The organism is Brevibacillus gelatini (genome assembly GCF_050920745.1).
Taxonomy (GTDB): Bacteria; Bacillota; Bacilli; order Brevibacillales; family Brevibacillaceae; genus Brevibacillus; species Brevibacillus gelatini.
The window spans coordinates 1,285,584-1,312,186 of sequence record NZ_CP154342.1; the positions used below are offsets into that span (position 1 = coordinate 1,285,584).

General features: G+C 54.4%; 24 protein-coding genes and 1 other annotated feature. Of the genes, 23 read left to right on the top strand and 1 reads right to left on the bottom strand.

Translation table 11 applies throughout. The features are described from left to right. Positions 1–151 precede the first annotated feature (151 nt). The 14 genes from ytxC to leuB all read left to right on the top strand — a co-directional run bounded on the left by ytxC (position 152) and on the right by leuB (position 15,165). On the top strand, positions 152–1,072 hold the full coding sequence (gene ytxC, locus AAFJ72_RS06495; RefSeq protein WP_122904913.1) for a putative sporulation protein YtxC: 921 nt from the start codon (positions 152–154) through the stop codon (positions 1,070–1,072). A 26-nt stretch (positions 1,073–1,098) separates the two neighbouring features. Next, positions 1,099–1,358, top strand: a binding site (T-box leader). 55 nt (positions 1,359–1,413) lie between these two features. Then, positions 1,414–3,327, top strand: a complete 1,914-nt coding sequence (gene thrS, locus AAFJ72_RS06500) for a threonine--tRNA ligase (RefSeq protein ID WP_122904915.1) — start codon at positions 1,414–1,416, stop codon at positions 3,325–3,327. A gap of 217 nt (positions 3,328–3,544) precedes the next feature. Further along, positions 3,545–4,570 (top strand): GTP 3',8-cyclase MoaA, encoded by a 1,026-nt coding sequence (gene moaA / locus AAFJ72_RS06505; RefSeq protein WP_432776495.1) that lies wholly within the window; start codon positions 3,545–3,547, stop codon positions 4,568–4,570. A 263-nt stretch (positions 4,571–4,833) separates the two neighbouring features. Next, on the top strand, positions 4,834–5,337 hold the full coding sequence (infC, locus tag AAFJ72_RS06510; RefSeq protein WP_122904917.1) for a translation initiation factor IF-3: 504 nt from the start codon (positions 4,834–4,836) through the stop codon (positions 5,335–5,337). A gap of 30 nt (positions 5,338–5,367) precedes the next feature. Continuing rightward, positions 5,368–5,565, top strand: a complete 198-nt coding sequence (gene rpmI / locus AAFJ72_RS06515; RefSeq protein WP_432776496.1) for a 50S ribosomal protein L35 — start codon at positions 5,368–5,370, stop codon at positions 5,563–5,565. A gap of 91 nt (positions 5,566–5,656) precedes the next feature. Continuing rightward, on the top strand, positions 5,657–6,016 hold the full coding sequence (gene rplT / locus AAFJ72_RS06520) for a 50S ribosomal protein L20 (protein WP_005829335.1): 360 nt from the start codon (positions 5,657–5,659) through the stop codon (positions 6,014–6,016). Between the two features lie 190 nt (positions 6,017–6,206). Next, complete coding sequence (locus tag AAFJ72_RS06525; RefSeq protein ID WP_432776497.1) at positions 6,207–6,434, top strand: hypothetical protein; 228 nt, start codon at positions 6,207–6,209, stop codon at positions 6,432–6,434. Positions 6,435–6,596: 162 nt separating this feature from the next. Then, positions 6,597–7,298 carry a phosphoadenylyl-sulfate reductase gene (locus AAFJ72_RS06530; protein ID WP_432776499.1) on the top strand — a complete coding sequence of 234 codons (702 nt, stop codon included), beginning with the start codon at positions 6,597–6,599 and terminating at the stop codon, positions 7,296–7,298. A gap of 23 nt (positions 7,299–7,321) precedes the next feature. After that, on the top strand, positions 7,322–8,473 hold the full coding sequence (gene sat / locus AAFJ72_RS06535; protein WP_432776500.1) for a sulfate adenylyltransferase: 1,152 nt from the start codon (positions 7,322–7,324) through the stop codon (positions 8,471–8,473). 602 nt (positions 8,474–9,075) lie between these two features. Next, complete coding sequence (ilvB, locus tag AAFJ72_RS06540; RefSeq protein ID WP_432776501.1) at positions 9,076–10,812, top strand: biosynthetic-type acetolactate synthase large subunit; 1,737 nt, start codon at positions 9,076–9,078, stop codon at positions 10,810–10,812. A 1-nt stretch (position 10,813) separates the two neighbouring features. Continuing rightward, on the top strand, positions 10,814–11,320 hold the full coding sequence (gene ilvN / locus AAFJ72_RS06545) for an acetolactate synthase small subunit (RefSeq protein ID WP_122904923.1): 507 nt from the start codon (positions 10,814–10,816) through the stop codon (positions 11,318–11,320). A gap of 57 nt (positions 11,321–11,377) precedes the next feature. After that, the gene (gene ilvC, locus AAFJ72_RS06550; protein ID WP_122904924.1) at positions 11,378–12,400 is read left to right on the top strand and encodes a ketol-acid reductoisomerase; all 1,023 of its coding nucleotides are present in this window, start codon (positions 11,378–11,380) and stop codon (positions 12,398–12,400) included. Between the two features lie 56 nt (positions 12,401–12,456). Further along, a complete protein-coding gene (locus AAFJ72_RS06555; RefSeq protein WP_432776502.1) occupies positions 12,457–13,992 on the top strand; it encodes a 2-isopropylmalate synthase in 1,536 nt (511 codons plus the stop codon). 78 nt (positions 13,993–14,070) lie between these two features. Beyond that, positions 14,071–15,165: a 3-isopropylmalate dehydrogenase gene (leuB, locus tag AAFJ72_RS06560; protein WP_432776503.1), complete on the top strand. Its 1,095-nt coding sequence runs from the start codon at positions 14,071–14,073 to the stop codon at positions 15,163–15,165. A gap of 159 nt (positions 15,166–15,324) precedes the next feature. Here leuB and AAFJ72_RS06565 read toward each other — a convergent pair whose 3' ends face one another. Continuing rightward, the gene (locus tag AAFJ72_RS06565; RefSeq protein WP_432776504.1) at positions 15,325–16,767 is read right to left on the bottom strand and encodes a PLP-dependent aminotransferase family protein; all 1,443 of its coding nucleotides are present in this window, start codon (positions 16,765–16,767) and stop codon (positions 15,325–15,327) included. Between the two features lie 178 nt (positions 16,768–16,945). Here AAFJ72_RS06565 and AAFJ72_RS06570 point away from each other — a divergent pair, with 178 nt between their 5' ends. From AAFJ72_RS06570 to AAFJ72_RS06610, 9 genes are all read left to right on the top strand, one after another. Next, positions 16,946–17,452 (top strand): MogA/MoaB family molybdenum cofactor biosynthesis protein, encoded by a 507-nt coding sequence (locus tag AAFJ72_RS06570; RefSeq protein WP_432776505.1) that lies wholly within the window; start codon positions 16,946–16,948, stop codon positions 17,450–17,452. A gap of 139 nt (positions 17,453–17,591) precedes the next feature. Next, a complete protein-coding gene (locus AAFJ72_RS06575; RefSeq protein ID WP_122904929.1) occupies positions 17,592–19,370 on the top strand; it encodes a B12-binding domain-containing radical SAM protein in 1,779 nt (592 codons plus the stop codon). A 51-nt stretch (positions 19,371–19,421) separates the two neighbouring features. After that, complete coding sequence (locus tag AAFJ72_RS06580) at positions 19,422–19,922, top strand: DNA alkylation repair protein (protein ID WP_432776506.1); 501 nt, start codon at positions 19,422–19,424, stop codon at positions 19,920–19,922. Between the two features lie 180 nt (positions 19,923–20,102). After that, on the top strand, positions 20,103–20,720 hold the full coding sequence (locus AAFJ72_RS06585; protein ID WP_432776507.1) for a DedA family protein: 618 nt from the start codon (positions 20,103–20,105) through the stop codon (positions 20,718–20,720). Positions 20,721–20,724: 4 nt separating this feature from the next. Next, entirely contained in the window at positions 20,725–21,084 is a 360-nt protein-coding gene (locus AAFJ72_RS06590; protein ID WP_432776508.1) for a DUF1294 domain-containing protein, read from the top strand. 204 nt (positions 21,085–21,288) lie between these two features. After that, the gene (gene kynU, locus AAFJ72_RS06595; RefSeq protein ID WP_432776509.1) at positions 21,289–22,572 is read left to right on the top strand and encodes a kynureninase; all 1,284 of its coding nucleotides are present in this window, start codon (positions 21,289–21,291) and stop codon (positions 22,570–22,572) included. Between the two features lie 195 nt (positions 22,573–22,767). After that, the gene (locus tag AAFJ72_RS06600) at positions 22,768–24,318 is read left to right on the top strand and encodes a spore germination protein (RefSeq protein ID WP_432776510.1); all 1,551 of its coding nucleotides are present in this window, start codon (positions 22,768–22,770) and stop codon (positions 24,316–24,318) included. Beyond that, entirely contained in the window at positions 24,299–25,459 is a 1,161-nt protein-coding gene (locus AAFJ72_RS06605; RefSeq protein WP_432776511.1) for a GerAB/ArcD/ProY family transporter, read from the top strand. Before AAFJ72_RS06600 ends, AAFJ72_RS06605 begins: the two co-directional genes overlap by 20 nt. Beyond that, positions 25,452–26,597 (top strand): Ger(x)C family spore germination protein, encoded by a 1,146-nt coding sequence (locus AAFJ72_RS06610; RefSeq protein WP_432776512.1) that lies wholly within the window; start codon positions 25,452–25,454, stop codon positions 26,595–26,597. The genes AAFJ72_RS06605 and AAFJ72_RS06610 overlap by 8 nt, the downstream gene beginning before the upstream one ends. Positions 26,598–26,603: the final 6 nt, after the last annotated feature.

Consider the following 26,603-nt stretch of genomic DNA (forward strand, 5'->3'; position numbering starts at 1 on the left):
CGTCTTTTCGCAAAAGCGGAATAGACGCGCAGGCAGCGTGTTTTTCTATCCCAAAAGGGCAGATGCCAATCCCCGGTTTCCAATCGTTTAAAAGTATATCGCCTATCTCGGGACATATACTGTAACTACAATTGCGGTTGGGGGGATGAAAATGCAAACGTTTCGCGTCTTGCTGGAGAATGTCCCTGAGCATAGCGGCACGTATCGTGTTATCGTCAATGAGATGATGGAGCGGGTCAATACTGCCCCGGTGCGCATTACATACAAGGAGCAGGAACAGGAAGACTACTGCACCTTCCTTTTTCAAAGCTGGTGTGAAGAGGAATACGATGCGCAGACAATCGATTGGGCAAGAGCTTTTGTGGCATTGACATTGGCCGAGTGGGTGACACAGGTCAAGGAGCCTGAGATCATGCAGGAAATGGCTGCCGATCTGTTGGCAGCAGAGCAGCTGGAAGAAGAGTGGACAGACATTTATCCATACATCGAGCGCATGTGCCGGGAGATCGAGCAGGACGGACGCGAACTCCTGACCGCCACGACCCGAAAGGCTAACGTGTACCGCAAGGCATTTTCCTATCTGGAGCATGAGCGAACCATCAACGTGCTCGGGTTTGTCCGGTTTCGGCTGCAGGAACATTGGAATGAGCTGTTCGAGCTGGTGGAATCCGGGATCGACGAATATTTGGAAGACAAGCAATATCAGGAATTTGTCGAGCTTTTGCGGTATTTTATCGCCGTGCAGGAAGTGAAGCAGGAAGTGGTTCATGTTGTTCCTAGTGTGGACAAACCTTTCCACCTTTATGACAAAAACGGAAATCGTCTTTGGCTGGAGCAGCTGGATTCGGTGCTGAGCATGGACGAACAAAAATGCCGGGACGAGGATTACCTCGTCAGCGCGCTGGTTACACTGGCTCCTGAGAACATTGTTTTGCACATGGCCGGGGAAAAGCCGGGGCTGGTGCAAACCATCCGCAGCATTTTTGACAGCAGGCTCGTCACCTGCCATTCCTGTTCGCTCTGCCTTGGGCAAAGACGCGTACTTGACGGGAACAATCCGACTAAACTATAATTAGCACCAACAGTTGTATATCGCTTGCAAATACGATGAGAAGGACATGGACAATATCGGGATCGCGATAGAGAGGCGGGCCTTGGCTGGAAGCTTGCTGCGAGATGATATGGTCTACCCCCTTCGAGTAGCAGCCGGGAACGAAGCGTACGCTTTTACTAACGGCTTGCCGGTTCTATACCGTTACCATGTCAACGAGGAGTCTGTTCGGGCAGTTTTGCACGGCCCTTTTTGCCAAAACAGACTTGAATTAGGGTGGTACCGCGAGAATACACTCGTCCCTTTTGGGATGGGTGTTTTTTATTTTCTCATCATCAACAAATGGAAAGGAAGAATCCAAGGTGGCACAAATTAACGTAACGTTCCCGGATGGAGCTGTCCGTCAGTACGAAGCTGGGATTACCATCGAAGAGATCGCAGGCTCCATCAGTTCAAGCCTGAAGAAAAAAGCAGTAGCTGGCAAAATTGACGGCAAAGTGGTGGATCTGTACACAGCGCTTGAGAATGACGCAGCCATTGAAATCGTGACGCTCGATTCGCCGGAAGGGCTGGAAGTATATCGCCACAGTACCGCTCACTTGCTTGCCCAGGCGGTAAAACGCCTGTACGGCAGCGATGTCAAACTCGGCATCGGTCCTGTGATCGAGGATGGCTTCTACTACGATATGGACATTCCGGTTTCTCTCTCTCCGGAGGACCTTGGCAAGATTGAGGCGGAAATGGAAAAAATCGTGAAGGAAGACCTGCCAATCCGCCGCAGAGTTGTCAGCCGCGACGAGGCGACAAGAATTTTTCAAAACCTCAACGACCATCTGAAGCTGGAGTTGATCCGCGACCTGCCGGCAGATGCGACGATCACGCTGTACGAGCAGGGCGAGTTTTTCGACCTCTGTCGCGGGCCGCACCTGCCGTCCACTGGCTACATCAAAGCGTTCAAGCTGATGAGCGTGGCAGGTGCATACTGGCGCGGAAAAGCGGAAAACCAGGTGCTGCAGCGCGTCTACGGTACCGCCTGGCCGAAAAAAGCGGATATGGACGAATACCTGCACTTCATCGAAGAGGCGAAAAAGCGCGATCACCGCAAACTGGGCAAAGAGCTGGAGCTGTTCATGTTCTCCGAGGAAGCGCCTGGCATGCCGTTCTACCTGCCAAACGGATTTACGGTCCGCAACGAGCTGGAGCAATTCTCCCGCCGTCTGCAACAGCTGGCTCAATACACAGAGGTGCGCACTCCGTTCCTCATGAACGAGCGCCTCTGGAAAGAATCCGGTCACTGGGACCACTACAAGGAAAACATGTACTTCTCTGAGGTAGACAACGCGACTTACGCCTTGAAGCCGATGAACTGCCCAGGCCACATGCTCATTTACAAAAACACCATGCATTCCTACCGCGACTTGCCGATTCGCTATTCCGAGTTCGGCCAGGTTCACCGCCACGAATACTCCGGTGCGCTGAACGGCATGCTGCGGGTTCGCACCTTCTGCCAGGACGACGCGCACGTATTCGTCCGTCCTGACCAGATCGAGAGCGAGATCAAAAACATGATTAAGCTGATCGACAAAATCTACAAAGTGTTCGGCTTTGAATACAGCGTAGCGCTCTCCACTCGTCCGGAAGATTCCATGGGCTCCGACGAACTGTGGGAAACAGCGGAAAGCGCTCTGAAAAAAGTGCTGGAGCAGCTGGAGATGCCGTACGAAATCAAGGAAGGCGATGGCGCGTTCTACGGACCAAAGATCGACTTCCAGATTACCGACGCGTTGAAACGCCGTCACCAATGCGGTACCATCCAGCTCGACTTCCAGATGCCGGAGAAGTTCGATCTGACTTACGTGGGCCAAGACAACGAGAAGCATCGTCCGGTTGTATTGCACCGTGCGATGTACGGCTCCATGGAGCGTTTCATCGGCATCCTGATCGAGCACTACGCAGGCGCATTCCCTGTATGGCTGACGCCAATCCAGGCACGTCTGATGAACATCAGCGAGGTGCACATTCCGTACGCCGAGCAAGTCAAGGAAAAGCTGCAGCAAGCTGGCATCCGCGTAGAGCTGGATGCGCGCAACGAAAAAATCGGCTACAAAATCCGTGAAGCGCAAGTGCAAAAAATCCCGTACATGCTGGTCATCGGGGAAAAAGAAGTGACAGACGGCACTCTGTCTGTACGCAAACGCGGAGTAGGCGATGAAGGTTCCATGACCGTTGATGCGTTCGTGGAAAAAATTCGCGCAGAAATCAACGAAATGAAGTAACGCAAAAAAGGGCAGTTCTCCCTCGAACGGCGGGAAACTGCCCTTTTACATTATGGTGCTTTCCCCTTTTTCCCCCTCCACCTGCTCGCGATGTTGCGAAGCGGTGAAAAGTGCAGGGAAAGCGAGCCATTTCCCTAATGAATGTGGTACGCTAGTAAAAAAGCCTGCACCGCTTGTAGCATGCCATGCTCAGCCAGGAAAAGGGGAGTGACCAGCAGTGCCAGAGCAGTTGCAAGTACGTGACACACGAAACCGCCCTCTCCGTGATCTGCGCATTTCCGTGACAGACAGATGCAATTTTCGGTGCCGGTACTGTATGCCGGCTGAAATTTTTGGATCGGACTTTGAATTTTTACCGCAGCACAAACTGCTGTCGTTTGAAGAAATTGCCCGGTTGACCAGTATATTTACGTCGCTTGGCGTGCGGAAAATCCGGATTACCGGCGGAGAACCGCTGATGCGCAGGGATTTGCCAACACTCATTCAAATGATCCGGAAAATAGACAGCGTCCAGGATATTGCCATGACCACGAATGGCTCGCTGCTCGTCCGCCATGCCCAGGCATTGAAGGAAGCCGGACTGGATCGCGTCACCGTCAGTCTCGACAGCCTGGACAACGAGCGATTTGGCATGTTGAACGGCAGAGGCTATCCCGTGGATGCCGTGCTCGACGGGATTCGCGCGGCGGCAGAGGCGGGACTCGGAGTGAAAATCAACATGGTCGTTCAGCGCGGCGTCAATGACCAGGACATTTTGCCGATGGCCCGTTACTTCCGCGAGCAGGGGCATACCTTGCGCTTTATCGAGTTCATGGATGTTGGCAACAGCAACGGCTGGAGACTCGATCAGGTCTTGCCTTCCAGCGAAATCGTCCGGCTGATCCACGCAGAAATGCCGCTCGCGCCAGTCGAGCCGAACTACTTCGGCGAGGTCGCTTCGCGCTACCGCTACGAGGGAAGCGATCAGGAGATAGGGCTGATCTCGTCGGTGACACAAGCCTTTTGTTCTACCTGCACGCGCGCGCGGCTGTCTGCTGAGGGGAAAATGTACAACTGCCTGTTCGCCTCCGCCGGACATGACTTGCGCGAGCCGCTGCGCAGCGGGCGAAGCGACGACGAAATCCGGGAGCTGATTCGCGCGATCTGGGAAAAGCGCGACGAGCGCTATTCGGAGGAACGGCTGGACGAAACGCCGGGACTGCAAAAGCGTCCGAAGGTGGAAATGTCCCACATTGGAGGATAAAGAGCATAAAGCCTTGACAAAGACAACTCTACCTTGTATGATAAGTTGCGTGTATAAACACTTCATAATTCGAGAACAAGCAGAGGCGCCCAGCTTCTCACCTGGGTCGACGTCTTCACGACTGTTGACAGGTAACTCTTATGCAAGGAGATCCTTGGATCTATTGAAATTGCTTAGGTGAGATATGTGCGGGCGCAGTTGCGTTCGCACATTTTTGTTCCTTCTCGAAATTGACGGAGGTGGCAAGTATTAGCAAGGATCAAATGTTAGTTAACGAAGCGATCCGTGCCCGTGAAGTCCGTTTGATCGGCGCTGACGGGAGCCAATTGGGAGTCGTACCCTTCAGGGAAGCGTTGCGCATTGCCCAGGAAGCCGATTTGGATCTGGTAAACGTTGCTCCGACAGCCAAACCGCCTGTATGCCGTATCATGGACTACGGAAAGTTCAAGTACGAGCAGGCGAAAAAGGAGAAAGAAGCACGGAAAAACCAGAAGATCATCGAGCTGAAAGAAGTGCGTTTTTCTTCTAACATCGAAGAACACGATTTTCAAACCAAGCTTCGCAACGTCCGCAAGTTCTTGGAGGATCACCACAAGGTGAAGTGTACGATCCGTTTCCGTGGACGTGAAATCACCCACTCCGAAATCGGGCTTGGCGTTATGGAACGTGTAGCTGCTCAGTGTGAAGATCTCGCTACGCCTGAGCGTAAACCGAAGATCGAGGGCCGCAGCATGATCATGATTCTGGCTCCGAAAGCGGAAAAGTAAGATAGTCGTTTAGACAGGAGGATTTTTCAGATGCCTAAAATGAAAACCAACAAGGCTGCTGCAAAACGTTTCAAAAAGACTGGAAGCGGCCAATTGAAGCGCGACCGCGCATTTGGTAGCCACTTGTTCGCCAACAAAACAACCAAGCAAAAGCGCCACCTGCGCAAAGCTGCACTTGTTTCCAAAGGTGACCAAAAACGCATTGAGCAAATGCTCACTTACCTGTAAGGTTCCGCATCATCAAACACATTACGCAGCATGAGCTCCCTAAGTGCCTGGAAGCAGGCCGCCATGCTGGAAAGACCAGGAGGAGTTTAGTATGCCAAGAGTAAAAGGTGGCATTGTTACACGCCGTCGTCATAAAAAAATCCTGAAGCTGGCGAAAGGATACTTCGGTTCCAAACATCGCCTGTTTAAATCTGCAAATGCGCAGGTTATGAAATCCCTGCTCTATGCATACCGTGACCGTCGTCAAAAGAAACGCGACTTCCGCAAACTGTGGATCACTCGTATCAACGCGCAAGCTCGCCTGAACGGTCTGTCCTACAGCCGTCTGATGCACGGCCTGAAAGTGGCTGGCATCGAAGTAAACCGCAAAATGCTGGCTGACCTGGCTGTGAACGACAAAGCTGCGTTCAACGAACTGGCAGCAGTAGCAAAAGGCAAACTGAACGCGTAATCACTTTCTTGCGCGAAAAAGCAAAAGCCGATCTTTTCCATTGGGGAAGGTCGGCTTTTTTTGGTTAGGCCGAGAGAAAGCTCCGTCTCAGGTCGCAGACAAAAACAATCTTCCGCCCGTGTCGAGAAGACCGCCTCCTGCCATACAATAAAAATCGTCGATGGAAAACAATGGATAGGAGAGGGTAGAGATGAAAAAACAAAAGTGGATGATGATGGGTGCTGCTGCGGTGATCTGTTCGGCGCTGTTCGTTCCGGGAGCGTTTGCCAAAGAAAAGGATGATGCCTACGTGGCACCTGTTGTCTTCATCACAGGGGCACCGACTGCCCAACAAGTAGACCAGGTGAAACCCAACACGATTCCGACAGGCAGCGCGTTTATTTTCCCGGCTGATAACAGTGACTCTGACAAAAAATAAGAGGCGAGCCATCCCAAAAAGAGCGATCGGGCCAACAGACCTGGTCGCTTTTTTCATTTCTTGCGGGGCTGTCCCGGCAGTTTTGTCGGCAGGACGAATCTCCACTTGCTGCTTCCAGACATATGATGGTGGGGGAATCCTAGCAGGAAAGGAGTTTCGCTGATGAGCAATCGCCAGAGGATGGCGGACGAAGAACTGCAAGTATGGGCGTACCGGATGGAAGCAAAATCCCCGCAGGATGTGCTTGTTCTGGCGGTCGAACACTTCGCGGGCAGTCTCGTCCTCGCCTCAAGCTTCGGTGCCGAGGATGTCGTGCTGATCGACATGCTGCACAAACTGGCACCGACGATCCCTGTTTTTTATCTCGATACGAGCAAACATTTTCCGGAGACGTACGAGACGCGCGACAAGCTGGAGGAGCGGTACCAAACGAAATTTATCCAGGTGCTGCCCGAGATGACTCTGGCTGAGCAGGAAAAGCTTCACGGAGAAAAATTGTGGGAAAAAGACCCGAATCTGTGCTGCCAAATTCGCAAGGTAGAGCCTTTGAAGCGGGTGCTGTCCGGCTACGACGCCTGGATTACAGGCATTCGCCGCGACCAGGCGCCAACTCGCGCCAACGCGAAAAAGGTGGAGTGGGATGAAAAATTCCAGCTGGTGAAGTTCAATCCGCTCGCAGACTGGACGATGGACCAGGTGTGGGCATATATACATGCCAACGATGTCCCCTACAATCCTTTGCACGACCGCAACTACCCAAGCATTGGCTGCAGTGTTTGCACCAGGCCTGTCCAGCCGGGACAGGACCCGCGCGCAGGCCGCTGGGCTGGCTTTGACAAGACCGAATGCGGTCTGCACAAGTAAGGGAACATAAGGGAGGACACGTTATGCAAACGATCTCGCCACACGGTGGGACGCTGATTGATCGGCTGGAGAATCAGCCGCAAGCAGTATCCCGAGCCGGTATCAAAAAAGCGATCACGGTAGATAAGTGGACATTGTCTGACCTCGATTGTCTCGCCATTGGCGCTTTCTCTCCGCTGACAGGCTTTCTCGGGGAGGACGACTACCATTCTGTCGTGGAGCGGATGCGGCTCGCAGACGGGACGGTTTGGCCGCTGCCAGTGACGCTCGCAGTCGATCCGGCGGAGCACGCGGACCTCAAGCCGGGGGATGCGGTATGGCTGCGCGGAGAAGACGGCGAAGACTACGCCATCCTCCATGTGCAAAGCCTCTACCGGCCAGACAAGGTGCGGGAAGCCAGACAAGTGTTTCGCACCGAAGACCGGGCGCATCCGGGCGTGAAAAAGCTGCTGGAAAAACCGGAACTGTACGTAGGCGGGCCCGTGCATGTACGCAAGCGGCCGCGGCCCGAACGTTTTGCCGAATATTATTTGACGCCGCGCGAGACGAGAGAACTTTTTGCGCAAAAAGGCTGGAAAACCGTCGTCGGCTTCCAGACGCGCAATCCCGTTCACCGGGCGCACGAATACATCCAGAAAGCGGCACTGGAAATCGTCGACGGGCTTTTCCTCAACCCGCTGATGGGAGAGACGAAGGCCGATGACATTCCGGCGCAGGTGCGGATGAAAAGCTACCTCGCCCTCCTGGAAAACTACTACCCGAAAGAGCGCGTGCTGCTTGCGGCATTCCCGGCGGCCATGCGCTACGCGGGGCCGAGAGAAGCAGTGTTTCACGCGCTCGTCCGCAAAAACTACGGCTGCACGCATTTCATCGTCGGCCGCGATCATGCGGGCGTGGGCGACTATTACGGGACGTACGATGCGCAGCGCATCTTTTCCGCCTTCGCGCCGGATGAGTTGGGGATTCAACTGCTGTTTTTCGAGCACAGCTTTTACTGCACGGCCTGCCAGGGAATGGCGACTGCCAAGACGTGCCCGCACGCTGCCAGTGAGCATCTGACGCTGTCCGGGACAAAAGTGCGCGCGCTTTTGCGCAGCGGCCAGACCCCGCCGCCGGAATTTACCCGGCCCGAAGTGGCAAAAATTTTAATCGAGGGACTTCGCGACCATCCGTAAAACGGTTCACCAGAAGAAGGGAAGGGCGGGTTTTGCCGTCCGTTTCCCTGTCTGCAAAAGGGGACAAGCCGAAGAAAAAATGTATCCGCTTTCACTCAAAAACCGCGCCGTTTCGCGATTTTTCACTGAGCATTCGTTCGGACGAAAGTACGGGGAAATCTTTTTGTTTTCGTTGACACCCCCATAGTGCCTAGCTATAATCAGACGTAACACTTTAGTTTTCTGACAACAACAATATTAAAAATATTGTTATAATAGGCTATGACGAGGATGGTGCGCGTCTCCCCTTTTACAGAGAGCCCCTGGTTGCTGAGAAGCGGGTATAGGGTACGCAAGCACTGCTCACCTCTGAGCTGTTTTGCTGAAATTTGCCTCGTGCAAAAAGTAGGGAAAACCGATTGACACCCGTTAGCGTGTTACAGTCCCATTTATTGTGACTGACTGAGATCGGCGACCGTGAGGCGCTGATGAAGTTGGGTGGTACCGCGAACCCTTTCGCCCCAAAAGACATGGAAACCGAACCGTGTCGGGGCGAAAGGGTTTTTCTATGTGTCCATAGGTTTTGTTTATAGCTGCTCAAGAAGTGGGAGGAGGAGAGGAAAATGAGTGTAGAAATGGCCGAATTGCAGAAAAAAAGCGGCATTCCACCGATTCAGTTCGGAGAGGAAGTGACTGGAGCAGAAGCGCTTCTGCGCTGTCTGATCCTGGAGGAAGTCGAATACATTTTCGGCTACCCCGGCGGAGCTGTTCTCCCGATCTACGATTCCTTGTACGGGAGCTACTTCAAGCACATTCTGACGCGCCATGAACAGGGTGCGATCCACGCAGCAGACGGATACGCTCGCGCCACTGGCAAACCGGGCGTATGTATCGCCACTTCCGGTCCGGGAGCGACCAACCTCGTTACCGGGATTGCAACAGCCCAGATGGACTCCGTTCCACTGGTTTGTATCACCGGAAACGTAGCCCAGTCGCTGATCGGAACCGACGCGTTCCAGGAAGCGAACATTACGGGAATCACCATCCCGATCACGAAGCACAGCTACTTCGTTCGCGATGTCCGCGAATTGCCGCGCATCGTGAAGGAAGCGTTCTACATCGCGACCACAGGCCGTCCGGGTCCGGTCCTCATCGACATTCCAAAAGATGTGGCCAATGCGAAGGCGCCGTTCACCTACCCGGACAAGGTCGAAATTCGCGGCTATCGCGCCACGCTCGTTCCGACAGACGAAGAGGTGCAGGCATTTGTTGACGCGATTGGCGAAGCGAAGCGTCCGGTTATCCTGGCAGGCGGCGGCATCATCGCCTCCCATGCCGAAAAAGAGCTGCTCGCTTTTGCAGAGAAGGCGCGCATCCCGGTTATCAACACCTTTATGGGGCTGGGCGGGTTCCCCGGCACGCACGAATTGGCGCTCGCCATGTCGGGCATGCACGGCAGCTACACAGCCAACCAGGCGCTGCTCAATGCGGACTGTGTCATCGGCCTCGGCGCGCGTTTCGATGACCGGATCACGATGGGACGCACCAAAGAGTTTGCTCCGAAAGCACGCATCGTCCACGTCGACATCGACCCTGCCGAGCTGGGGAAAAACGTCGAGACAGCCGTAACCGTAGCGGGCGATGTGAAAAGCACGCTGGCCAAAGCGCTTTCGATTGTCCGCAAATGCGACTCCGAGGCGTGGATCAAACAGCTCAAGGAATGGCAGGTACAGTATCCGTACAAGTACAAAAAAGACGGTAACGTACTGAAGCCGCAAGCGGTGATTGAGCTTTTGTACAGCTCCACGAACGGGGAGGCGATCGTCGTAACAGACGTCGGGCAGCATCAGATGTGGACAGCGCAATACTACAAGTTCAAGCACCCGCGCTCTTTCATCTCTTCCGGCGGTCTCGGCACGATGGGCTTCGGCTTCCCGGCAGCAATTGGCGCACAGATCGGACACCCGGATCGCACGGTCATCGCAGTTGTAGGCGACGGCGGCTTCCAGATGACGAACCAGGAGCTGGCGATCGTCTCCCAGTACAACATTCCGGTGAAGGTCGCGATTCTGAACAACCAGTGCCTGGGCATGGTTCGCCAGTGGCAGGAGCTGTTCTACGACAATCGCTACAGCCAGATCGACCTGACGTGCAGCCCGGATTTCGTCAAGCTGGCGGAAGCTTACGGCGTCAAAGGCTTGCGGGCCACCACTCCGCAAGAGGCAGCAGCCGTTTGGGCCGAAGCGCTGCGCCATGATGGACCAGTCGTGGTAGACTTCCGTGTAGCGCAGGAAGAAAACGTGTATCCGATGGTAGCATCAGGCGACACATTAGATCAGATGCAATTGGGGGACGATTAGGATGCAAACACATACACTTGCCGTACTCGTCAACGATCACCCCGGCGTACTGACCCGAGTTGCGACCTTGTTCGGGCAACGCGGCTTCAACATCGACAGCATCACGGTGGGAGGAACAGAGGAGCAAGGGCTGTCCCGAATGATTATTACCACCGGAGCGGACGACCGCCAGATTCAACAGCTCATGAAGCAACTGCAAAAGCTGATCGATGTCATCTCGGTGACGAATCTCAGCGAAAACCCGTACGTTTCCCGGGAGCTGGCGCTAATCAAGGTGAGCGCCACACCGAGCCAACTGGCCGAGCTGAACGGGATTGTCGAGCCGTTCCGCGCCGCGATCGTCGATGTGGGTCCTACCTCGCTGATCGTGCAAGTGACGGGTGATACCGAAAAAATCGACGCGCTGCTTGTTCTTTTGCAAAGCTATGGAGTTCTCGAACTGACGAGAACGGGATCAGTAGCGATGGCGCGCAGTATTGTTCCAGCAACAGCCGCAGCAACGGTTTAAATTGCAAAATTCAGAATAGAAATTCAAACTGAACATAATTTTAAGGAGGCTATACAAATGGTAAAAATGTACTATGAAGCAGACGTAAACAAAGAGGTACTGCGCGGGAAAACAATCGCGATCATCGGCTACGGTAGCCAAGGCCATGCGCAAGCACAAAACCTGCGCGACAGCGGCTATAAAGTAGTAGTCGGTCTGCGTCCAGGGAAGTCTTGGGACGCAGCGGCAAAAGACGGCTTTGAAGTGCTGACGGTAGCAGAAGCAACCAAACGTGCGGATGTCGTGCAAATCCTCATGCCAGACGAGCGCCAGGCGCAAGTTTACCGTGACGAGATCGCACCAAACCTGAAATCCGGCGCAGCGCTCTGCTTCTCCCACGGTTTCAACATCCATTACGGACAAATCGTGCCGCCGGCTGACGTAGACGTTATCATGTCCGCTCCAAAAAGCCCTGGCCACCTCGTTCGCCGCGTCTATCAGGAAGGCTTTGGCGTACCTGGTCTGATCGCAGTCTACCAGGATGCGACCGGCAAAGCGAAAGACCTCGCCCTCGCTTACTCCAGCGGAATCGGCTGCACAAAAGCAGGTGTAATCGAAACGACCTTCCGCGAAGAGACAGAAACAGACCTGTTCGGGGAGCAAGCGGTATTGTGCGGCGGAGCAAGCGAACTGGTAAAAGCAGGCTTCGATACGCTCGTGGAAGCAGGATACGCGCCAGAGATCGCCTACTTCGAGTGCTTGCACGAACTGAAGCTGATCGTTGACCTCATGTACGAAGGCGGTCTGGCTCGCATGCGCTACTCCATCAGCGACACGGCTGAGTACGGTGACTACAGCACAGGCCGCCGCATCATCACCGAGGAAACGCGCAAAGAAATGAAAAAAGTGCTGGCTGAAATCCAGGACGGTACATTCGCTCGCAACTGGATCCTGGAAAACCAGGCAAACCGCCCAGCCTTTACTTCCCGCCGCCGACTGGAAGCTGAACACGGCATCGAGGTAGTCGGAAAACAACTGCGCGGCATGATGTCCTGGCTGAACAAGGAAACGAAAAAAGAAGAAGCGAAAATCGGTCAATAAAGACCGACGGATCGTGACATATATAATGTAGGGAAAATAGTGGAGGTGACAAGTTCATGCGGACCATTGAGATTTTTGATACGACATTACGCGATGGGGAGCAGTCTCCGGGCGTCAACATCAGCACGAACGAAAAGGTGGAGATCGCCCTTCAACTGGAAAAGTTGGGTGTAAACAGAATCGAGGCTGGCTTTGCAGCAGCTTCCCCAGGCGACCAAAAGTCTGTGGCCGAAGTGGCGAAGCGGGTGAAAAACTCCACCATCGTAAGTCTCGCGCGTGCCGTCAAAGACGACATGGATAAGGCGTACGAAGCGCTGCGCAACGCGCAAAACGCATCCCTCCACGTCTTTCTTGCTACGTCTCCCATCCATCGCCAGTACAAACTGAACATGAGCAAGGAGCAAGTCCTTGCTCGGGCGGTGGAGGCAGTTACCTATGCGAAAAAATACTTCACGGAAGTACAGTTTTCCGCAGAGGATGCGGCACGGACAGAGATCGACTTTTTGGCAGAGGTAGTGGCAGCGGTCATCAAGGCAGGGGCGACAACCGTGAACATTCCGGACACGGTCGGCTACATGACGCCGTACCAGTACGGCAACATTTTCCGCGAACTGAAAAAGCGCGTGCCAGAGACAGAAGGCATCCGCCTGAGCTGTCATTGCCACGATGACCTGGGCATGGCCGTGGCGAACAGCCTGGCTGCGGTGGAAGCCGGAGCTACACAGGTAGAGGGCACCATCAACGGGATCGGCGAACGCGCAGGCAACGCCGCGCTGGAAGAAGTGGCGCTCGCCCTGGAGACACGCAAAGACTACTACCAGGCGACAACGAGGCTGAATCTGAAAGAAATCGCGCGGACCAGCCAGCTCGTGAGCCGCTTGACAGGGATGATCGTGCCGGGCAACAAAGCGATTGTAGGCGCAAACGCTTTTGCCCACGAATCCGGTATTCACCAGGATGGCGTCTTGAAGGAAGTCACCACCTACGAAATCATTCGTCCGGAATCGGTCGGCTTCAAGTCGAACAAACTGGTTCTCGGCAAGCACTCTGGCCGCCACGCGTTCAAGGAAAAGCTGGTGGAACTGGGCTACCACCTCGACCAGGACGAAGTCAACACAGCCTTTGCCGCATTCAAGGCACTGTGCGACAAGAAAAAAGAAATTACGGACGACGACATTCTTGCCCTGATCGATACCAAAATGGTTCGCGGCGCAGAAGCGTTCCAGCTCGAATCGGTGCAGCTCGCCTACGGCAACATTTCCGTGCCGACAGCAAGCGTCCGGTTGAAGCGCGCTGACGGCTCAGTCGTCGAGGAAGCAGCGATTGGTAACGGTTCTGTCGATGCGATCTACAAGGCGATTGACCGCGCGACAGGGGAAGAAGTAACCTTGATCGACTACAAAATTCTCTCGGTCACGCACGGACAGGACGCGCTTGGCGAAGTGTTCGTCCGCCTGCAGCAAGGTGAGCTGAACGTTACGGGTCGCGGTGTCAGCACAGACGTGCTGGAAGCGAGCGCGATTGCCTATGTGCGCGCCGTCAACAAAATTTTGGAGCGTCGCGGGGAATCCGTGCCAGTCGCCGTAAACTAGCGTCAAGTCATATTGGATAGGAAAAAAGGAACCGATAAGGAACGAAAACCATTACAGTAAAGAAAAGCGGGATAAACAATGAAGAAAAACTATCGCATCGCTGTTCTTCCTGGTGACGGTATCGGACCGGAGATCATGCAGGAAGCAGTCAAAGTTCTTCAGCTTGTCGGAGAACGCGAAGGCGTCACCTTTACGTGCGAGGAAGGCCGGATCGGCGGAATCGCCATCGACACAGACGGAACTCCGCTGCCGGAGGCAACCGTCAAACTGGCAAAGCAAGCCGACGCGGTGCTGCTTGGTGCAGTCGGCGGGCCGAAGTGGGATCAAAATCCGGGGCATCTTCGCCCGGAGACAGGTCTTTTGGGGATTCGCAAGGAGCTTGGGCTGTTTGCCAACATCCGCCCGGCGACGATGCACAGCTCGCTCGTCGAAGCTTCCACGCTCAAGCCGGAAGTGGTTTCCGGCGTAGATTTGATCGTAGTGCGCGAGCTGACCGGAGGCATTTACTTCGGGGAGAAAAAGCGCTACGACGGTCCAAACGGCGAAGTAGCCGAAGACCTGTGCATTTACAATGAAGCAGAAATCGAGCGGATTATTCGCGTAGGCTTTGAGATCGCTCGCAAACGCAAGAAGCGTCTCGTATCGGTCGACAAGGCGAACGTGCTGGAAAGCTCTCGCCTCTGGCGCAAGGTAGCAGAGCGGGTAGCCGCCGACTATCCGGATGTCGAGTTGTCCCACCAACTGGTCGACTCGTGCGCGATGCAACTGGTGCGCGCTCCGAAGCAGTTTGACGTCATCGTGACGGAAAACATGTTCGGCGACATTTTGAGCGACCAGGCCGCCATGCTGACAGGCTCCATCGGCATGCTTGCCTCGGCAAGTCTGGCAGCGGGAAGCTTCGGACTGTACGAACCGGTACACGGCTCCGCTCCTGACATCGCTGGAAAAGGCATTGCCAATCCGCTCGCAACCATCCTCTCGGTTGCGATGATGCTCCGCCTCTCGCTCGACATGGATGAAGCTGCCGCAGCAGTAGAAAACGCCGTCTGGTCCGTCCTCGAAGCGGGACACCGCACAGGTGATATTGCAGCAGATCCGAGTAAAGCGATTGGCACAGTAGAAATGGGCCAACTTGTGCGCGACGAGCTGTCCAAACAATGGCAGCCTAAGTAAAAAACGCAAAAAAGACCCTGCCGCAGCGTCCAGATGGACAGTGGCAGGGTCTTTGCGCGTTCAGCCGATGGTGGCTGGTGGCGGTCCCATTTTACCGAGCGAAAATACGCCCGCTACTTTCACGTGGCATACGGGCGTATTGTCTGTTTCCCGAAAATATTACCGCAAGAGCGCAGCTCCCAAGCGATGCAGCCAATGCTTCAACTCCCGTTCCTCCATCGGGGCGAGTGGGAAGCGCACAGCGGGACGCCGCTTCGTGTCGGCAGGCTCGTCGGCGACGCGGAACGCATGGCCGCAGGTCAGCTCCAGCCCTTCTTCGCGCAGGATGGTGACGACCCGTTCTTCCAGTTCGGTCGCGTTGGCTGTCGGTGTGCCCCACTCGATCCACGTATTGAGCCCGCCCGTGATCGGATACATGCGGGCGTGGGCGGGAAGAGCCTGTTGCTTTTCCTTCCACAGCCGCAAAAAACGGGATTGGAACAAGGTGCGGCGGTCTGCCAAATACACCTCGGAAAACCACGGATCGTCGAGCAGCCGCACCGCAGCTTCGACGACCAGCAAGGATGGCTCTGCGCCTGTCATCGAGACAATCTGGCGGTAGCGCTCCAGCTCCTCTTCGGTAAAATCGGAAGGCAGCATCAGCACGCCTAGCTGCAGATCGCGGGCCAACGTTTTCGACAGCGAGTGCAGGTAGTACACTTCGACACGGCTTTTTTGCTGCAAAGCCATCTCGTAGAGCGGCTTGCTCGGCTCCTCGAACCAGAGGTCGCCGTAATGGTCGTTTTCCACGATGCGCACGCTGTGGCGTTCGGCCCAGGCGAGCAGCTCTTCCTTGCGCTTCAGCGAGTAGCTGATGCCTGTCGGGAAGTGGTAGTGCGGATTGATTAGCAGCCAGTTGGCCGGGTAGTGCTCCTGTTCGGTATCGAGCGCTTCGATGCTGACCCCTTCTTCGTCCAGGCGGATCGGGCGGACAGTGATTCCACACTGGCTGAGCAGGCGCAAAAAGACGGGGTAGCTGTATTCTTCCACGTAAACAACATCGCGAGGATTCATGACGCGCTGAGCGAGAAAGGCGAAGCCGCTGGTGCTGCGGTTGAACAGCAGCACGCGCTCAGGCGAATGCGGCAAGCCGCGTCGATGCAGGTGATCGGCGAATACTTTGGCGGCCTGTGTCCGTCTGACTTTTTTTTGCGCGGAAGGTTCATCCAGAACAGTCAGGCTCTCGTAAAAAGCGCCGCGCAGCCGCTTGACCAGCTCTTCGCCAGGACGGGGCGAGGAGTCAGCCAGCGAGGCAATCGGGATGTCGGTCAAAGGCAGGCGGCTTTCCAGACGCGCTTCCTTTGCCAGCGTCGTCAGGTAGTAGCCTTTGCCGTGTACGGCTTCCAGCCAGCCTTCCAGCGCGAGATGATCGTACGCTTTTTTTACGGTTTCCAGCGAACAGCCGCTGACGGTTTTCATGTCCCGCAGCGAGATCAATTGTTGTCCGTCTACAAGAAAGGCCCCGCGTAGAATAGCCGTTTTCAGTTGGTCGGCTAGCTGCACATAAATCGGCGTGTGGGATTGCTTGTGAAAATGAAACGAAAAAAATGGGCGTTCTGCCATCCGGGTACGCCTCCTTGTCTGTCAAAAATAACTGTCACCAGCATTATATCGAAAACAGCGTCGCATGGGGTAGAAGAAGTGAAGAAATCGTTGCAAAAGGGCGGTTGGCAAGACCTGTGCCGAGAGAAAATGGTAGAATGAGAGAAACAAGCGAGCAGAAAAAGAGGGAGATCACGCTATGAGCACACAGGAGCACAAGGCGCTGTCGCCAAAGCAGGTGACGTGCATGGTCATTACCGTTTCCGATACGCGAACCGAAGAGACGGACAAGAGCGGACAATTAATGAAGCAACTGTTAACCGAGGCAGGGCATTGCGTCGCCCTCTACCAGATCGTCAAGGACGAGCCTGCCGAAGTGACGGCCGCGATTGAAGCGGGAATCGCACACCCAGAGGTGCAAGTCATCCTGCTCAACGGCGGAACGGGCATTTCGCCGCGTGACAACACCTTCGAAGCAGTCTCCGGTTTATTGGAAAAGGAACTGCCCGGCTTCGGCGAGCTGTTTCGGATGCTGAGCTATACAGAGGATATCGGCTCGGCTGCCATGCTCAGCCGTGCTGTCGCGGGCACAAGAGGGGGAAAAATGATTTTTTCCACGCCTGGCTCGACAGGGGCGGTCAAGCTGGCGATGAATCGGCTGATCGTACCGGAGCTGGGTCATGTCGTGCGCGAACTGAATCGCTGAGCCTGGGCGAGGACGGATTTGCCGTGCTCCGGCTTCGTATGGTACTGTTACGAAAGGAAATCGCCCGGCTGGGCGTCCAACCATCGCCTGCCTGATGTTTTTTCGCCGCCGGAATTGTGCAAGGAGAGTAGACCCATCCATGAAGATTGTACTATCGACTTTAAATGCCAAGTTCATCCACTCCTCGCTGGCCTTGCGTTATTTGCGCAGCTACGCCCAGGAAGCTTTTCCGGGCATCGAGCTGGTGGAGTATACGATTAACGATGTGACGCTGAACATCGTGGCAGACATCTACAAGCGACAGCCCGACATCGTCGCTTTTTCCTGTTATATCTGGAACATTCGCGAGACGCTCGATGTGATCCGCAATCTGAAAAAAGTATGCCCGGACGTCGCGGTCATTCTCGGCGGGCCGGAAGTGACCTACGACGCGGACGAGTGGATGAAAAAGCATCCGGAGATTGACGTGATCGCCATCGGAGAAGGGGAGCAGACTTTTCTGGAATTGCTGCAAGCCTATCAGGAGGCGAAAGCGGCGGGCACGCCTCCTCGCCTGCGGGATGTTGCGGGAATCGCCTATCGCGACGACGGGCACGTCCGCTTTTCGGCGCCGCGAGCCCAGATTGAAGACCTGGATACGATTCCGTCGCCCTATGCGGATCATCTCGACGAGCTGAACAACCGCGTCGTCTATTTCGAGGCATCCCGGGGATGTCCGTTCAAATGTCAATACTGTCTGTCTTCGATTGAAGACGGGGTGCGCTATTTCAGCCTGGAGCGGGTCAAGGAAGACTTGCTGCGGCTGATCCGGCACGGGATCAAAACGATTAAATTTGTGGACCGCACGTTCAATATCAATAAAAAGTATGCGATGGAAATATTCCAGTTCCTCATCGACAACCACAACGGAACGGTGTTTCAATTCGAGATTACGGCTGATATTTTGCGGGCGGACGTACTGGACTTTTTGACCGAAAACGCACCGCCAGGTATTTTCCGCTTCGAAATCGGCGTCCAGTCGACCAACGATGAGACGAACCGCCTCGTGCAGCGGATTCAACGCTTCGACCGCCTGGCCCGGACCGTGACGCAGATCAAGGAGTCGGGCAAAATCGACCAGCATCTGGACTTGATTGCAGGCTTGCCGGAGGAAGACTACCAGTCGTTCCGCAAGACATTCAACGACGTATTCGCCCTGCGCCCGGAGGAATTGCAGCTCGGCTTTTTGAAAATGCTGCGCGGAACCGGCGTGCGTGCGCGTGCGGCCAACCACGGCTACGTGTTCATGGATGAAGCGCCGTACGAGATTTTGGGCAACAACGTCCTCTCGTTTGCGGACATGCAAAAAATCAAGCGGGTGGAAGACGTTCTGGAAAAATATTGGAACGCGCACCGGATGGACTATACGCTGGAGTGGCTCTTGGCGAACCAGTTTGCGACGCCGTTTGATTTTTTCCAGGCGTTTGGCGACTATTGGGAAGAGCAGGGCTGGAGCCGCATCGGCCATCAGCTGGAAGATTTGTTTTTGCGCCTGCAAGCCTTTTTGCAGCACGAAAACGTGGCAGGGCTTGGGCATGTGCAGAGCCTGATGAAGTTCGATTACTTGCGCAACCAGAAGCATCGCCCGCGCAAGCTGTGGTGGGAGGACGTCCTGGACAAGGAGACGATGCAGAAGACGTACGCCGCCATCTACGAACAGCGCGACCGGTTGCGCGAAGACTTTGCCGCGCATGCCGCGCTGGAAAAAGACTACTTCAAGCACACGGTAACGGCCAAGGTGACGTTTGACATTGAGACGTGGCTGAAAACTGGGGAAGTCGTCGAGGGCGATTTTACGCTGGTCGTGTACTATCCGTACAAGAAGGAAGACAGGAACGATTTTGCCGTCGTGAATCAAAAGGCCCATGCTGTCGGCTGATCGCGGGGGAAGCGAAGCAGCATGAGTTTTCACAGGGAAGGAGGGAGCCTGATGACGTGTGCCTTTACGACAGCGGCTGTCCGCTTGCTTGCGAGCCATGCGGATGCGAAGAACGCCGGGCCGATGGAACGGTACATGAAAAATCAGTTCCCTTTTTTGGGGATCAAGGCTCCGCTGCGCCGCGAGCTGTCCAGGCAGTTGTTTTCGTGGTGGGATACGGTCGACTATCTCGCCGCGCATACAATCGGTGCACTTTTTTCCCGCTCCCCCGAGTTGATCCGCCCGAACACGACAGCCTGGGTCAAAGGCGACAACATCTGGCTCGCGCGGACAGCGCTCCTGTTTCAGCTTTCCTACAAGTCCAGGACAGATCGGGAGCTGCTTTTCGCCTTGATTGAGTCTTGTGCGGCTTCCAGGGAGTTTTTTATCGCAAAAGCAATCGGCTGGGCTTTGCGGGAGTATGCCAAGACAGAACCGGAAGCAGTGCGTGACTTTGTGGAGACTGCGCTCGCGAACCTGAGCAGGCGGGAAGCGCTTAAACATCTTGGTTGATGGCGTACTGTTTTTGTCCGTGATTTCTTCGCTTGATAAAAACGGTTCATCTATTGCAAAATAGACAAGTAGCTTTTTACAGGGGAGTACGTATTAACCAAGGGATATATATTGTACGAGAGCCGCTGCCAGCCTGTGCAAGGTGTTGCCGCCAGTGGCGAAGATAGGGGATTTTGCCTCATGGAAATCAACCTGCTGATGTCAATCATAGAGCAATACGGCTACGCCGCGATTTTTTTCCTGCTCTGGCTGGGGATCGTCGGCTTGCCCATTCCCGATGAGCTGGTCGTGGCGACCGGAGGCTTTCTCGCCTCGATTGGCCTTATGGATCCGTTCTGCTCGTTTTTGGCGGGGTACATGGGCGTTGCGTCTGGATTGACCATCGGTTTTTTGTTGGGAAAATATTTCGGAAGGCCGATTCTGCAATGGCTGTCCAAAAGCGAAAAGATGCGGCATGCCGTCGAGCGGTCCACGGGACTTTTGGAAAAATACGGGACGACTGCTTTGTGCATCAGCTATCTTTTCCCCGTTGTCCGCCACATCGTTCCGTATTTGGTGGCGCTTGGGGGGATGACGTACCGCCGCTATGCGCTGCTTTCGTATCCGATCGGGCTTGTCTGGACCATCGTTTTTTACTGTCTGGGCTATGTTTTCGGAAACAACGTAGAGGCGATTATCAAGCTGATTCGCCATTACGGATTATACGCCCTGTTGGTCGTCGTGGCCGCGCTGGCTGTCTGGCTGATCGTGCGCAGGTTCATCACCAATAACCGGGCGTTTCGGACAAAAGGAGAGTAAGCTTGTGAGAAATGAGCACGTGGCAATCCACAGGCGCAATCGCAATCTGGTGCTTTCGGCAGGATGGCTCTTCGTCCTTGCAGGGTATTTCAGCTCCGAGATGTTCGTCATGGCTGCGGGCGCCCTCGTTTTGAACGGCTATGCCTGGTTTTTGATGCAGGCGGACAAGCGTCTGGCGAAGAGGAAAAGCTGGCGGATTCCCGAGGCCAGTCTTCTTTTGACCGCTTTTCTCGGCGGCGGAGCGGGGGCATTGGCAGGGATGCTGATCCATCGCCACAAGACTCGGCATGCCTCCTTTTTGTTTTTGGTCCCACTGTTTTGTCTATTGCAAATGGCGCTAGTCATTTGGCTCGGCCGACAATAAAGGAAGAATCTCGTGAGCAGCGACGGCGCGAGATTCTTTTTTTGTTTGGCTTGCAGGCAAATCGTAATTATTATCAGAAAAGTCTAAAATGTGTGTTGGATCGTGATGGAATCAGGCCTATAATGAATGAAGAAAAGGAATCACCATTACTGAATGCCGTTCGATTTTCGCAAATCAATCAACGGAAAGTTCAAGGAGGTAACGATGGCCCAATCATCCATCCCACTCACCCAAAACTACGCGCAACAGCTTGATGCCACAGACGAGTTGGCGAAATACCGCGAAGAGTTTTACTTGCTGCCGTCGATCTACATGGACGGCAATTCGTTAGGGCTGTTGTCCAGACGGGCGGAAAAAAGCTTGCTGGACATTTTGCAATCGTGGAAAGAGCTTGGTATTGACGGTTGGACAGCCGGCGAGCATCCGTGGTTTTTCCTGTCCGAAAAACTGGGCGAAATGAGCGCGGCTCTCGTCGGCGCTGAGCCGGAGGAAGTGATCGTAACAGGTTCGACTACGGTTAACTTGCACCAACTGGCGGCTACTTTTTACCAGCCGAAAGGAAAGCGAACGAAAATCATCGCGACAGAGCTGGACTTTCCTACAGACATTTACGCCTTGCAAAGCCAGATCAAGCTGCACGGTCTGGACGCGGAGGAACAGCTCATTCGCATTGCGTCGCGGGATGGCCGTCTGATCGAGGAGGAGGACATCATCGCCGCCATGACAGAGGAAGTCGCGCTCGTCATCTTGCCGACCGTGTTTTATCGCAGCGGACAGTTGCTTGATATGGAACGGTTGACCAAAGCGGCGCATGAAAAAGGCATTGTCATCGGCTTTGACGGCTGCCACTCTGTAGGAGCGATTCCGCACGAGTTCAGCAAATGGGGAGTGGATTTCGCCTACTGGTGCAACTACAAATACGTAAACGGCGGGCCAGGCTGCGTAGGAAGCCTCTATGTCAACCGCAAGCATTTTGGCAGAGTGCCTGGCCTGACTGGCTGGTTCAGCTCCAAAAAAGACAAACAGTTCGCCATGGAGCACACGCTGGATGTATGTGAGACGGCAGGCGCCTATCAATTGGGCACACCGCACATGCTGAGCGTTGCCCCATTGATCGGCTCGCTAACCATGTTCCAGGAAGTGCCGATCGAAAAGCTGCGGGAAAAGTCGTTGAAGCTGACCCGTTACATGATGGATCTGATCGAGGTGGAGCTGGCAGGCATGGGCTTTTCCATCGCCAATCCGCAAGAAGACGAGCGCCGCGGCGGCCATGTCAGCCTGGAGCACGCCGAAGCCGTCCGGATTTGCAAGGCGTTGAAGGAGAGCGGAATCATCCCTGACTTCCGGGCGCCGAATATCATCCGCCTGGCTCCGGTCGCTTTTTACAATACGTACACCGACGTATGGGAATGCGTGCAGGTGCTCAAAGCGATCATGCAGGAAAAACGCTACGAGAAATTCGAAAACAAGCGAGGGGTTGTCGCCTAGCCCGACCGTGGTGTACGCGTACTGCAACACGGGGGCAGCGGCAAACAGAAAACAGAACCATTCAAAAAATGGCAACGGTCCGACATCTGTCGGGCCTTTTTGGTTTCTTCCGGCCAGGATGGGTTTTCATTTCCTTTCTTGGGCACACTAACCTTGCTCGATCTCACATGTCCACGGTCTAGGAGGGGATAAGCGTTGAGCCAGTTTTGGAAAGCGTGGCAAAAGCGGAAGAAAACCCTTCAAGAGAAGGCGTTACACCATCATGCCGACAGAAGCATGGAAAGGGTTGCGGATAAAGAGCTTTCGCTGGAAGTGGACGAAAACATTATCATGATCGAACAAGAGCTGGGCAGGTGCGACGATCTGGTCGTCCGCCGCTTCCGGGACAAGCGGGGGACAGATTGCGCGATTGTGTTTCTCGACGGGATGGTTGATCGCAACGTCATCAGCGAATACATCATCTCGTACTTGAGCAACCCGCAAATCCCCGATATTCTTCCTGCCTCCAATGAACTGGAATCGACGGACGGGCTGAGACAGGTCATTCGCAATATCCTGTCAGGCAGCGCAGTGCTCATGCGCGATGGCGACAACAAAGCGTATTTGAACAACACGCGGGGCTGGGACCGCAGAGGCGTAGACGAGCCGCAGACTGAGTCTGTCGTGCGCGGGCCGCGGGACGGCTTTTGCGAGACGCTTTGTGTCAATTCCGCCCTGGTACGGTTTCGCCTGAAGGACCCGAACCTCAGAGTACGCCATATGGTGATCGGTCGGCGTACGCAGACTGATGTTTACGTCATGTACATTGAGGGCCTGGCCTACCCGCCGATGGTGCGGGAAGTGTTGGCGAGATTGGAGAAAATCAACGTCGATTCGATTCTGGAGAGCGGCTATATCGAACAACTGATTCAAGATCGCAGATGGTCGCCCTTTCCGCAGCTTCAAAATACGGAGAGGCCGGACAAGGTCGTGGCAAACCTGTTGGAGGGCAAGGTGGCTATCCTGGTGGACGGGACGCCTGCTGCCTTGATTGCCCCGGCAGTTTTTACCCAGTTTTACCAAAGCCCGGAGGACTATTACGAGCGGTTTTACATCGCGACGTTGCTGCGGTTTATCCGCGCGATCAGTATTACGATTGCGCTGCTGTTACCGTCGCTTTATATCGCCTTCAGCTCGTTTCATCCGGAGATGATTCCATCCCGGCTCGTCATCGCGATGGCGGCGGGGAGATCGACGGTGCCTTTTCCTTCACTGGTGGAGGCGCTCATCATGGAGGTGGCCATCGAAATTTTGCGGGAAGCGAGCGTCCGGCTGCCTGGGCCAATCGGGCCGACCATCGGGATTGTCGGGGCATTGGTGGTCGGGGAGGCCGCTGTAACCGCCGGTCTTGTCAGCCCTGTCATGGTTATCATCGTAGCATTGACGACGATCGGCTCTTTTGTTTCCCCGAGCTACAGTGCGGCTATTTCCATTCGCATGCTCCGTTTCCTGGTCATGCTTCTCGCGGGAATGTTTGGGCTGTACGGAATCATGCTGTTCCTGATTGTCCTCCTGATTAATTTGTCGTCGCTCAAGTCGTTCGGAGTGCCTTACATGTCGCCGTTTAGCCCGTTGAATTTGAAGGGGATGAAGGATGTGTTCATTCGTGCGCCGCATCATTTGCTAAGAACTCGCCCGACCATGTTTCACATCCAGGATGAAATCCGCATGAGAGAGGAAGAAAACCGTGAACAGGCAGGGCGTTAGCAGCCGACAACAGACGTTTTCCATGTGGCAGCAGACGTCCTTGATTACCAGTACGCTGATCGGTGTAGGTATCCTGACATTGCCGCGCACCACCTCGGCTGTCTTGTATGAAGCGGGCTGGATGTCACCCGTAATCGGTTCCGTTGTTGCTTTACTATCCATCTGGATGATTGCCAGGCTCAGCCAACGTTTCCCGGGAATGACCTTTGTCGAGTACAGTGCGATTGTCTGGGGGAGCGCAAAATATTTGCGCATGGGCAAATGGCTCAGTCTTCCCTGGATTCTCGCCTATCTCAGCTGCATGTACCTTGCAACCGGCATCGTCTCCCGCGTCTTTGGAGAAGTCGTAGTGACTTCTGTTTTGCTCGACACACCGCTGGAAGTCATCATTATCACCATGTTTGTGCTGGTGTTTATCCTCTCTCTGCACGATCTGGATGTCGTGGCCCGGATTAATGAGCTGCTGCTGCCGCTCATTTTGCTCCCTGTGCTCATAATTGCGCTTGCCTCCTTTCAAAAAGCGGAGTGGAGCAATCTGTTGCCGCTTTATCGAGCGAGCCTCCCTTCACTTTTCAAGGGAGCTTTTGAAGCGATTTACGCTTTTTCCGGCTATGAGATCATGCTCATTTTTTTCGCCTACGCGCACGAAAACGAGAGCAAAATCAAGGCCGGCGTTTACGGCATCACGATCACGATGGTCATCTACACCTTGATTGTCGTGGCCGGCATCGCCGGATTCGGCTACGAGGAGCTGCAGCGTGTTGCCTGGCCGACTCTGGAGCTGGTAAAGACCACAAAGGTGCCGGGATTGATTCTGGAACGGCTGGAATCCGCGTTCCTGGCTGTGTGGGTGACCGCTGTTTTTACAACGGTGGCCAATGCCTACTACGCTTTTATTTACGGCTTGCGCCAGTTGTTCAACAGAGGGATAGGCTTTCAGCGAATCATTTCGGCCATCATGTTCGTTCCCCTCTACTTTATCACGCTGTGGCCGCAAAACGTCGTAGACATATTTCGGTTCACCTCCTATTTTGGCGTATTTAGCCTCGTCATCAATTTGGGGATTCCTTTTCTCTATCTGACGTTGCTCTTTATCCGGGACTTGGGACGTAAACAAAAGGAGAGGAATGCCGATGGCTAAAGGATGGGTCAGGCTGGCAGTTCTGTGCGTATGCGTCTTTCTTTTGACAGGTTGTTGGGACAGAAGAGAACTGGAGGAGCGGACCTCCGTACTGGCCATTGCGGTCGATATGGTGGAGGGGCACGAAGGGTTGTACCGATTGACTGTGCAAATTCCGATCCCCCTCAAGATCGCCGGAAGCAGCGGACAAGGCGGCGGGGGAAATGCTGATGCCGTCAAAATCATGAGCGTGACAGGCCGGACGATACTCGATGCCAACAAGAATCTGCAAATTCGGCTGAACCAAAAGCTGTTTTTGGGCCATACCCGCGTGCTTGCCGTCAGTGAAGAAGTAGCGAGAAAAGGCATCCACGATATTATGGACACCTTTCGCCGGGAGCCGCAAATCCGCCGCCTGCTGTGGCCGATCGTCGTCAAGGGAGAAGCGGCCACCTTGCTCAAATTCAAGCCGCAACTTGGACAAATCCCCGTTGTGTTTCTGATGGACCTGATCGAAAACGGGGCCAAAATGGGAACCATCCCCGATCAGACGCTGGGAGATTATTTCAGCCAAACTTCCAACAAAGCGATGCAGCCTTTTCTCAACTACGTGGAGGCGAGCGCGACCGAGGTGCGCTGGAGAGGCGTGGCTGTCTTTTCCAATCACAAAATGGTAGGGGCGCTCAACGATGTGCAGTCCTGGTCGTTCTTGCAACTGAGAAATGAGGAGCGCGGAGGAGATGTCATCATTCCGCTGCCAGGGACGAACAATGGATATGTGACATTCAGGCCCCATTTTGTCAAAACGAGACTGGATCTGAAAAGAAGCAAAAACAAAGGGGTACATGCTGCGATGTTTTCCTGTCAGCTGGAGGGGGATATTGTAGAAGTGACTGCCGTGATGAAAATGCCCCCGAAAGAGTTCATTCGGCAAATGCAGCGCCTGATTAAAAAAGAAATGGATAGACGTGCAAAAAAGCTGATTCACCAGCTGCAAAAAGAGTACAACAGCGACATATTGAAGCTTGGACTCGCACTCCGGGCGCACCACTACCGGGATTACTGGAAAAAGCATGACTGGGAGAAGGATTTTAAAAACTTTCCAATCGACGTTGACTATACGATCAAAATTCGCCGTTTAGGAATGGAAATGCAATAGGAGCTG

Coding starts and splice junctions, on each gene's coding strand:
- rplT (WP_005829335.1), top strand. CDS start 5,657: ATGCCAAGAGTAAAAGGTGGCATTGTTACACGCCGTCGTCATAAAAAA.
- AAFJ72_RS06530 (WP_432776499.1), top strand. CDS start 6,597: ATGAGCAATCGCCAGAGGATGGCGGACGAAGAACTGCAAGTATGGGCG.
- ilvN (WP_122904923.1), top strand. CDS start 10,814: ATGCAAACACATACACTTGCCGTACTCGTCAACGATCACCCCGGCGTA.
- AAFJ72_RS06555 (WP_432776502.1), top strand. CDS start 12,457: ATGCGGACCATTGAGATTTTTGATACGACATTACGCGATGGGGAGCAG.
- AAFJ72_RS06575 (WP_122904929.1), top strand. CDS start 17,592: ATGAAGATTGTACTATCGACTTTAAATGCCAAGTTCATCCACTCCTCG.
- AAFJ72_RS06580 (WP_432776506.1), top strand. CDS start 19,422: ATGACGTGTGCCTTTACGACAGCGGCTGTCCGCTTGCTTGCGAGCCAT.
- rpmI (WP_432776496.1), top strand. CDS start 5,368: ATGCCTAAAATGAAAACCAACAAGGCTGCTGCAAAACGTTTCAAAAAG.
- ytxC (WP_122904913.1), top strand. CDS start 152: ATGCAAACGTTTCGCGTCTTGCTGGAGAATGTCCCTGAGCATAGCGGC.
- AAFJ72_RS06525 (WP_432776497.1), top strand. CDS start 6,207: ATGAAAAAACAAAAGTGGATGATGATGGGTGCTGCTGCGGTGATCTGT.
- AAFJ72_RS06570 (WP_432776505.1), top strand. CDS start 16,946: ATGAGCACACAGGAGCACAAGGCGCTGTCGCCAAAGCAGGTGACGTGC.
- AAFJ72_RS06585 (WP_432776507.1), top strand. CDS start 20,103: ATGGAAATCAACCTGCTGATGTCAATCATAGAGCAATACGGCTACGCC.
- ilvC (WP_122904924.1), top strand. CDS start 11,378: ATGGTAAAAATGTACTATGAAGCAGACGTAAACAAAGAGGTACTGCGC.
- leuB (WP_432776503.1), top strand. CDS start 14,071: ATGAAGAAAAACTATCGCATCGCTGTTCTTCCTGGTGACGGTATCGGA.
- ilvB (WP_432776501.1), top strand. CDS start 9,076: ATGAGTGTAGAAATGGCCGAATTGCAGAAAAAAAGCGGCATTCCACCG.
- kynU (WP_432776509.1), top strand. CDS start 21,289: ATGGCCCAATCATCCATCCCACTCACCCAAAACTACGCGCAACAGCTT.
- infC (WP_122904917.1), top strand. CDS start 4,834: ATGTTAGTTAACGAAGCGATCCGTGCCCGTGAAGTCCGTTTGATCGGC.
- sat (WP_432776500.1), top strand. CDS start 7,322: ATGCAAACGATCTCGCCACACGGTGGGACGCTGATTGATCGGCTGGAG.
- AAFJ72_RS06610 (WP_432776512.1), top strand. CDS start 25,452: ATGGCTAAAGGATGGGTCAGGCTGGCAGTTCTGTGCGTATGCGTCTTT.
- AAFJ72_RS06565 (WP_432776504.1), bottom strand. CDS start 16,767: ATGGCAGAACGCCCATTTTTTTCGTTTCATTTTCACAAGCAATCCCAC.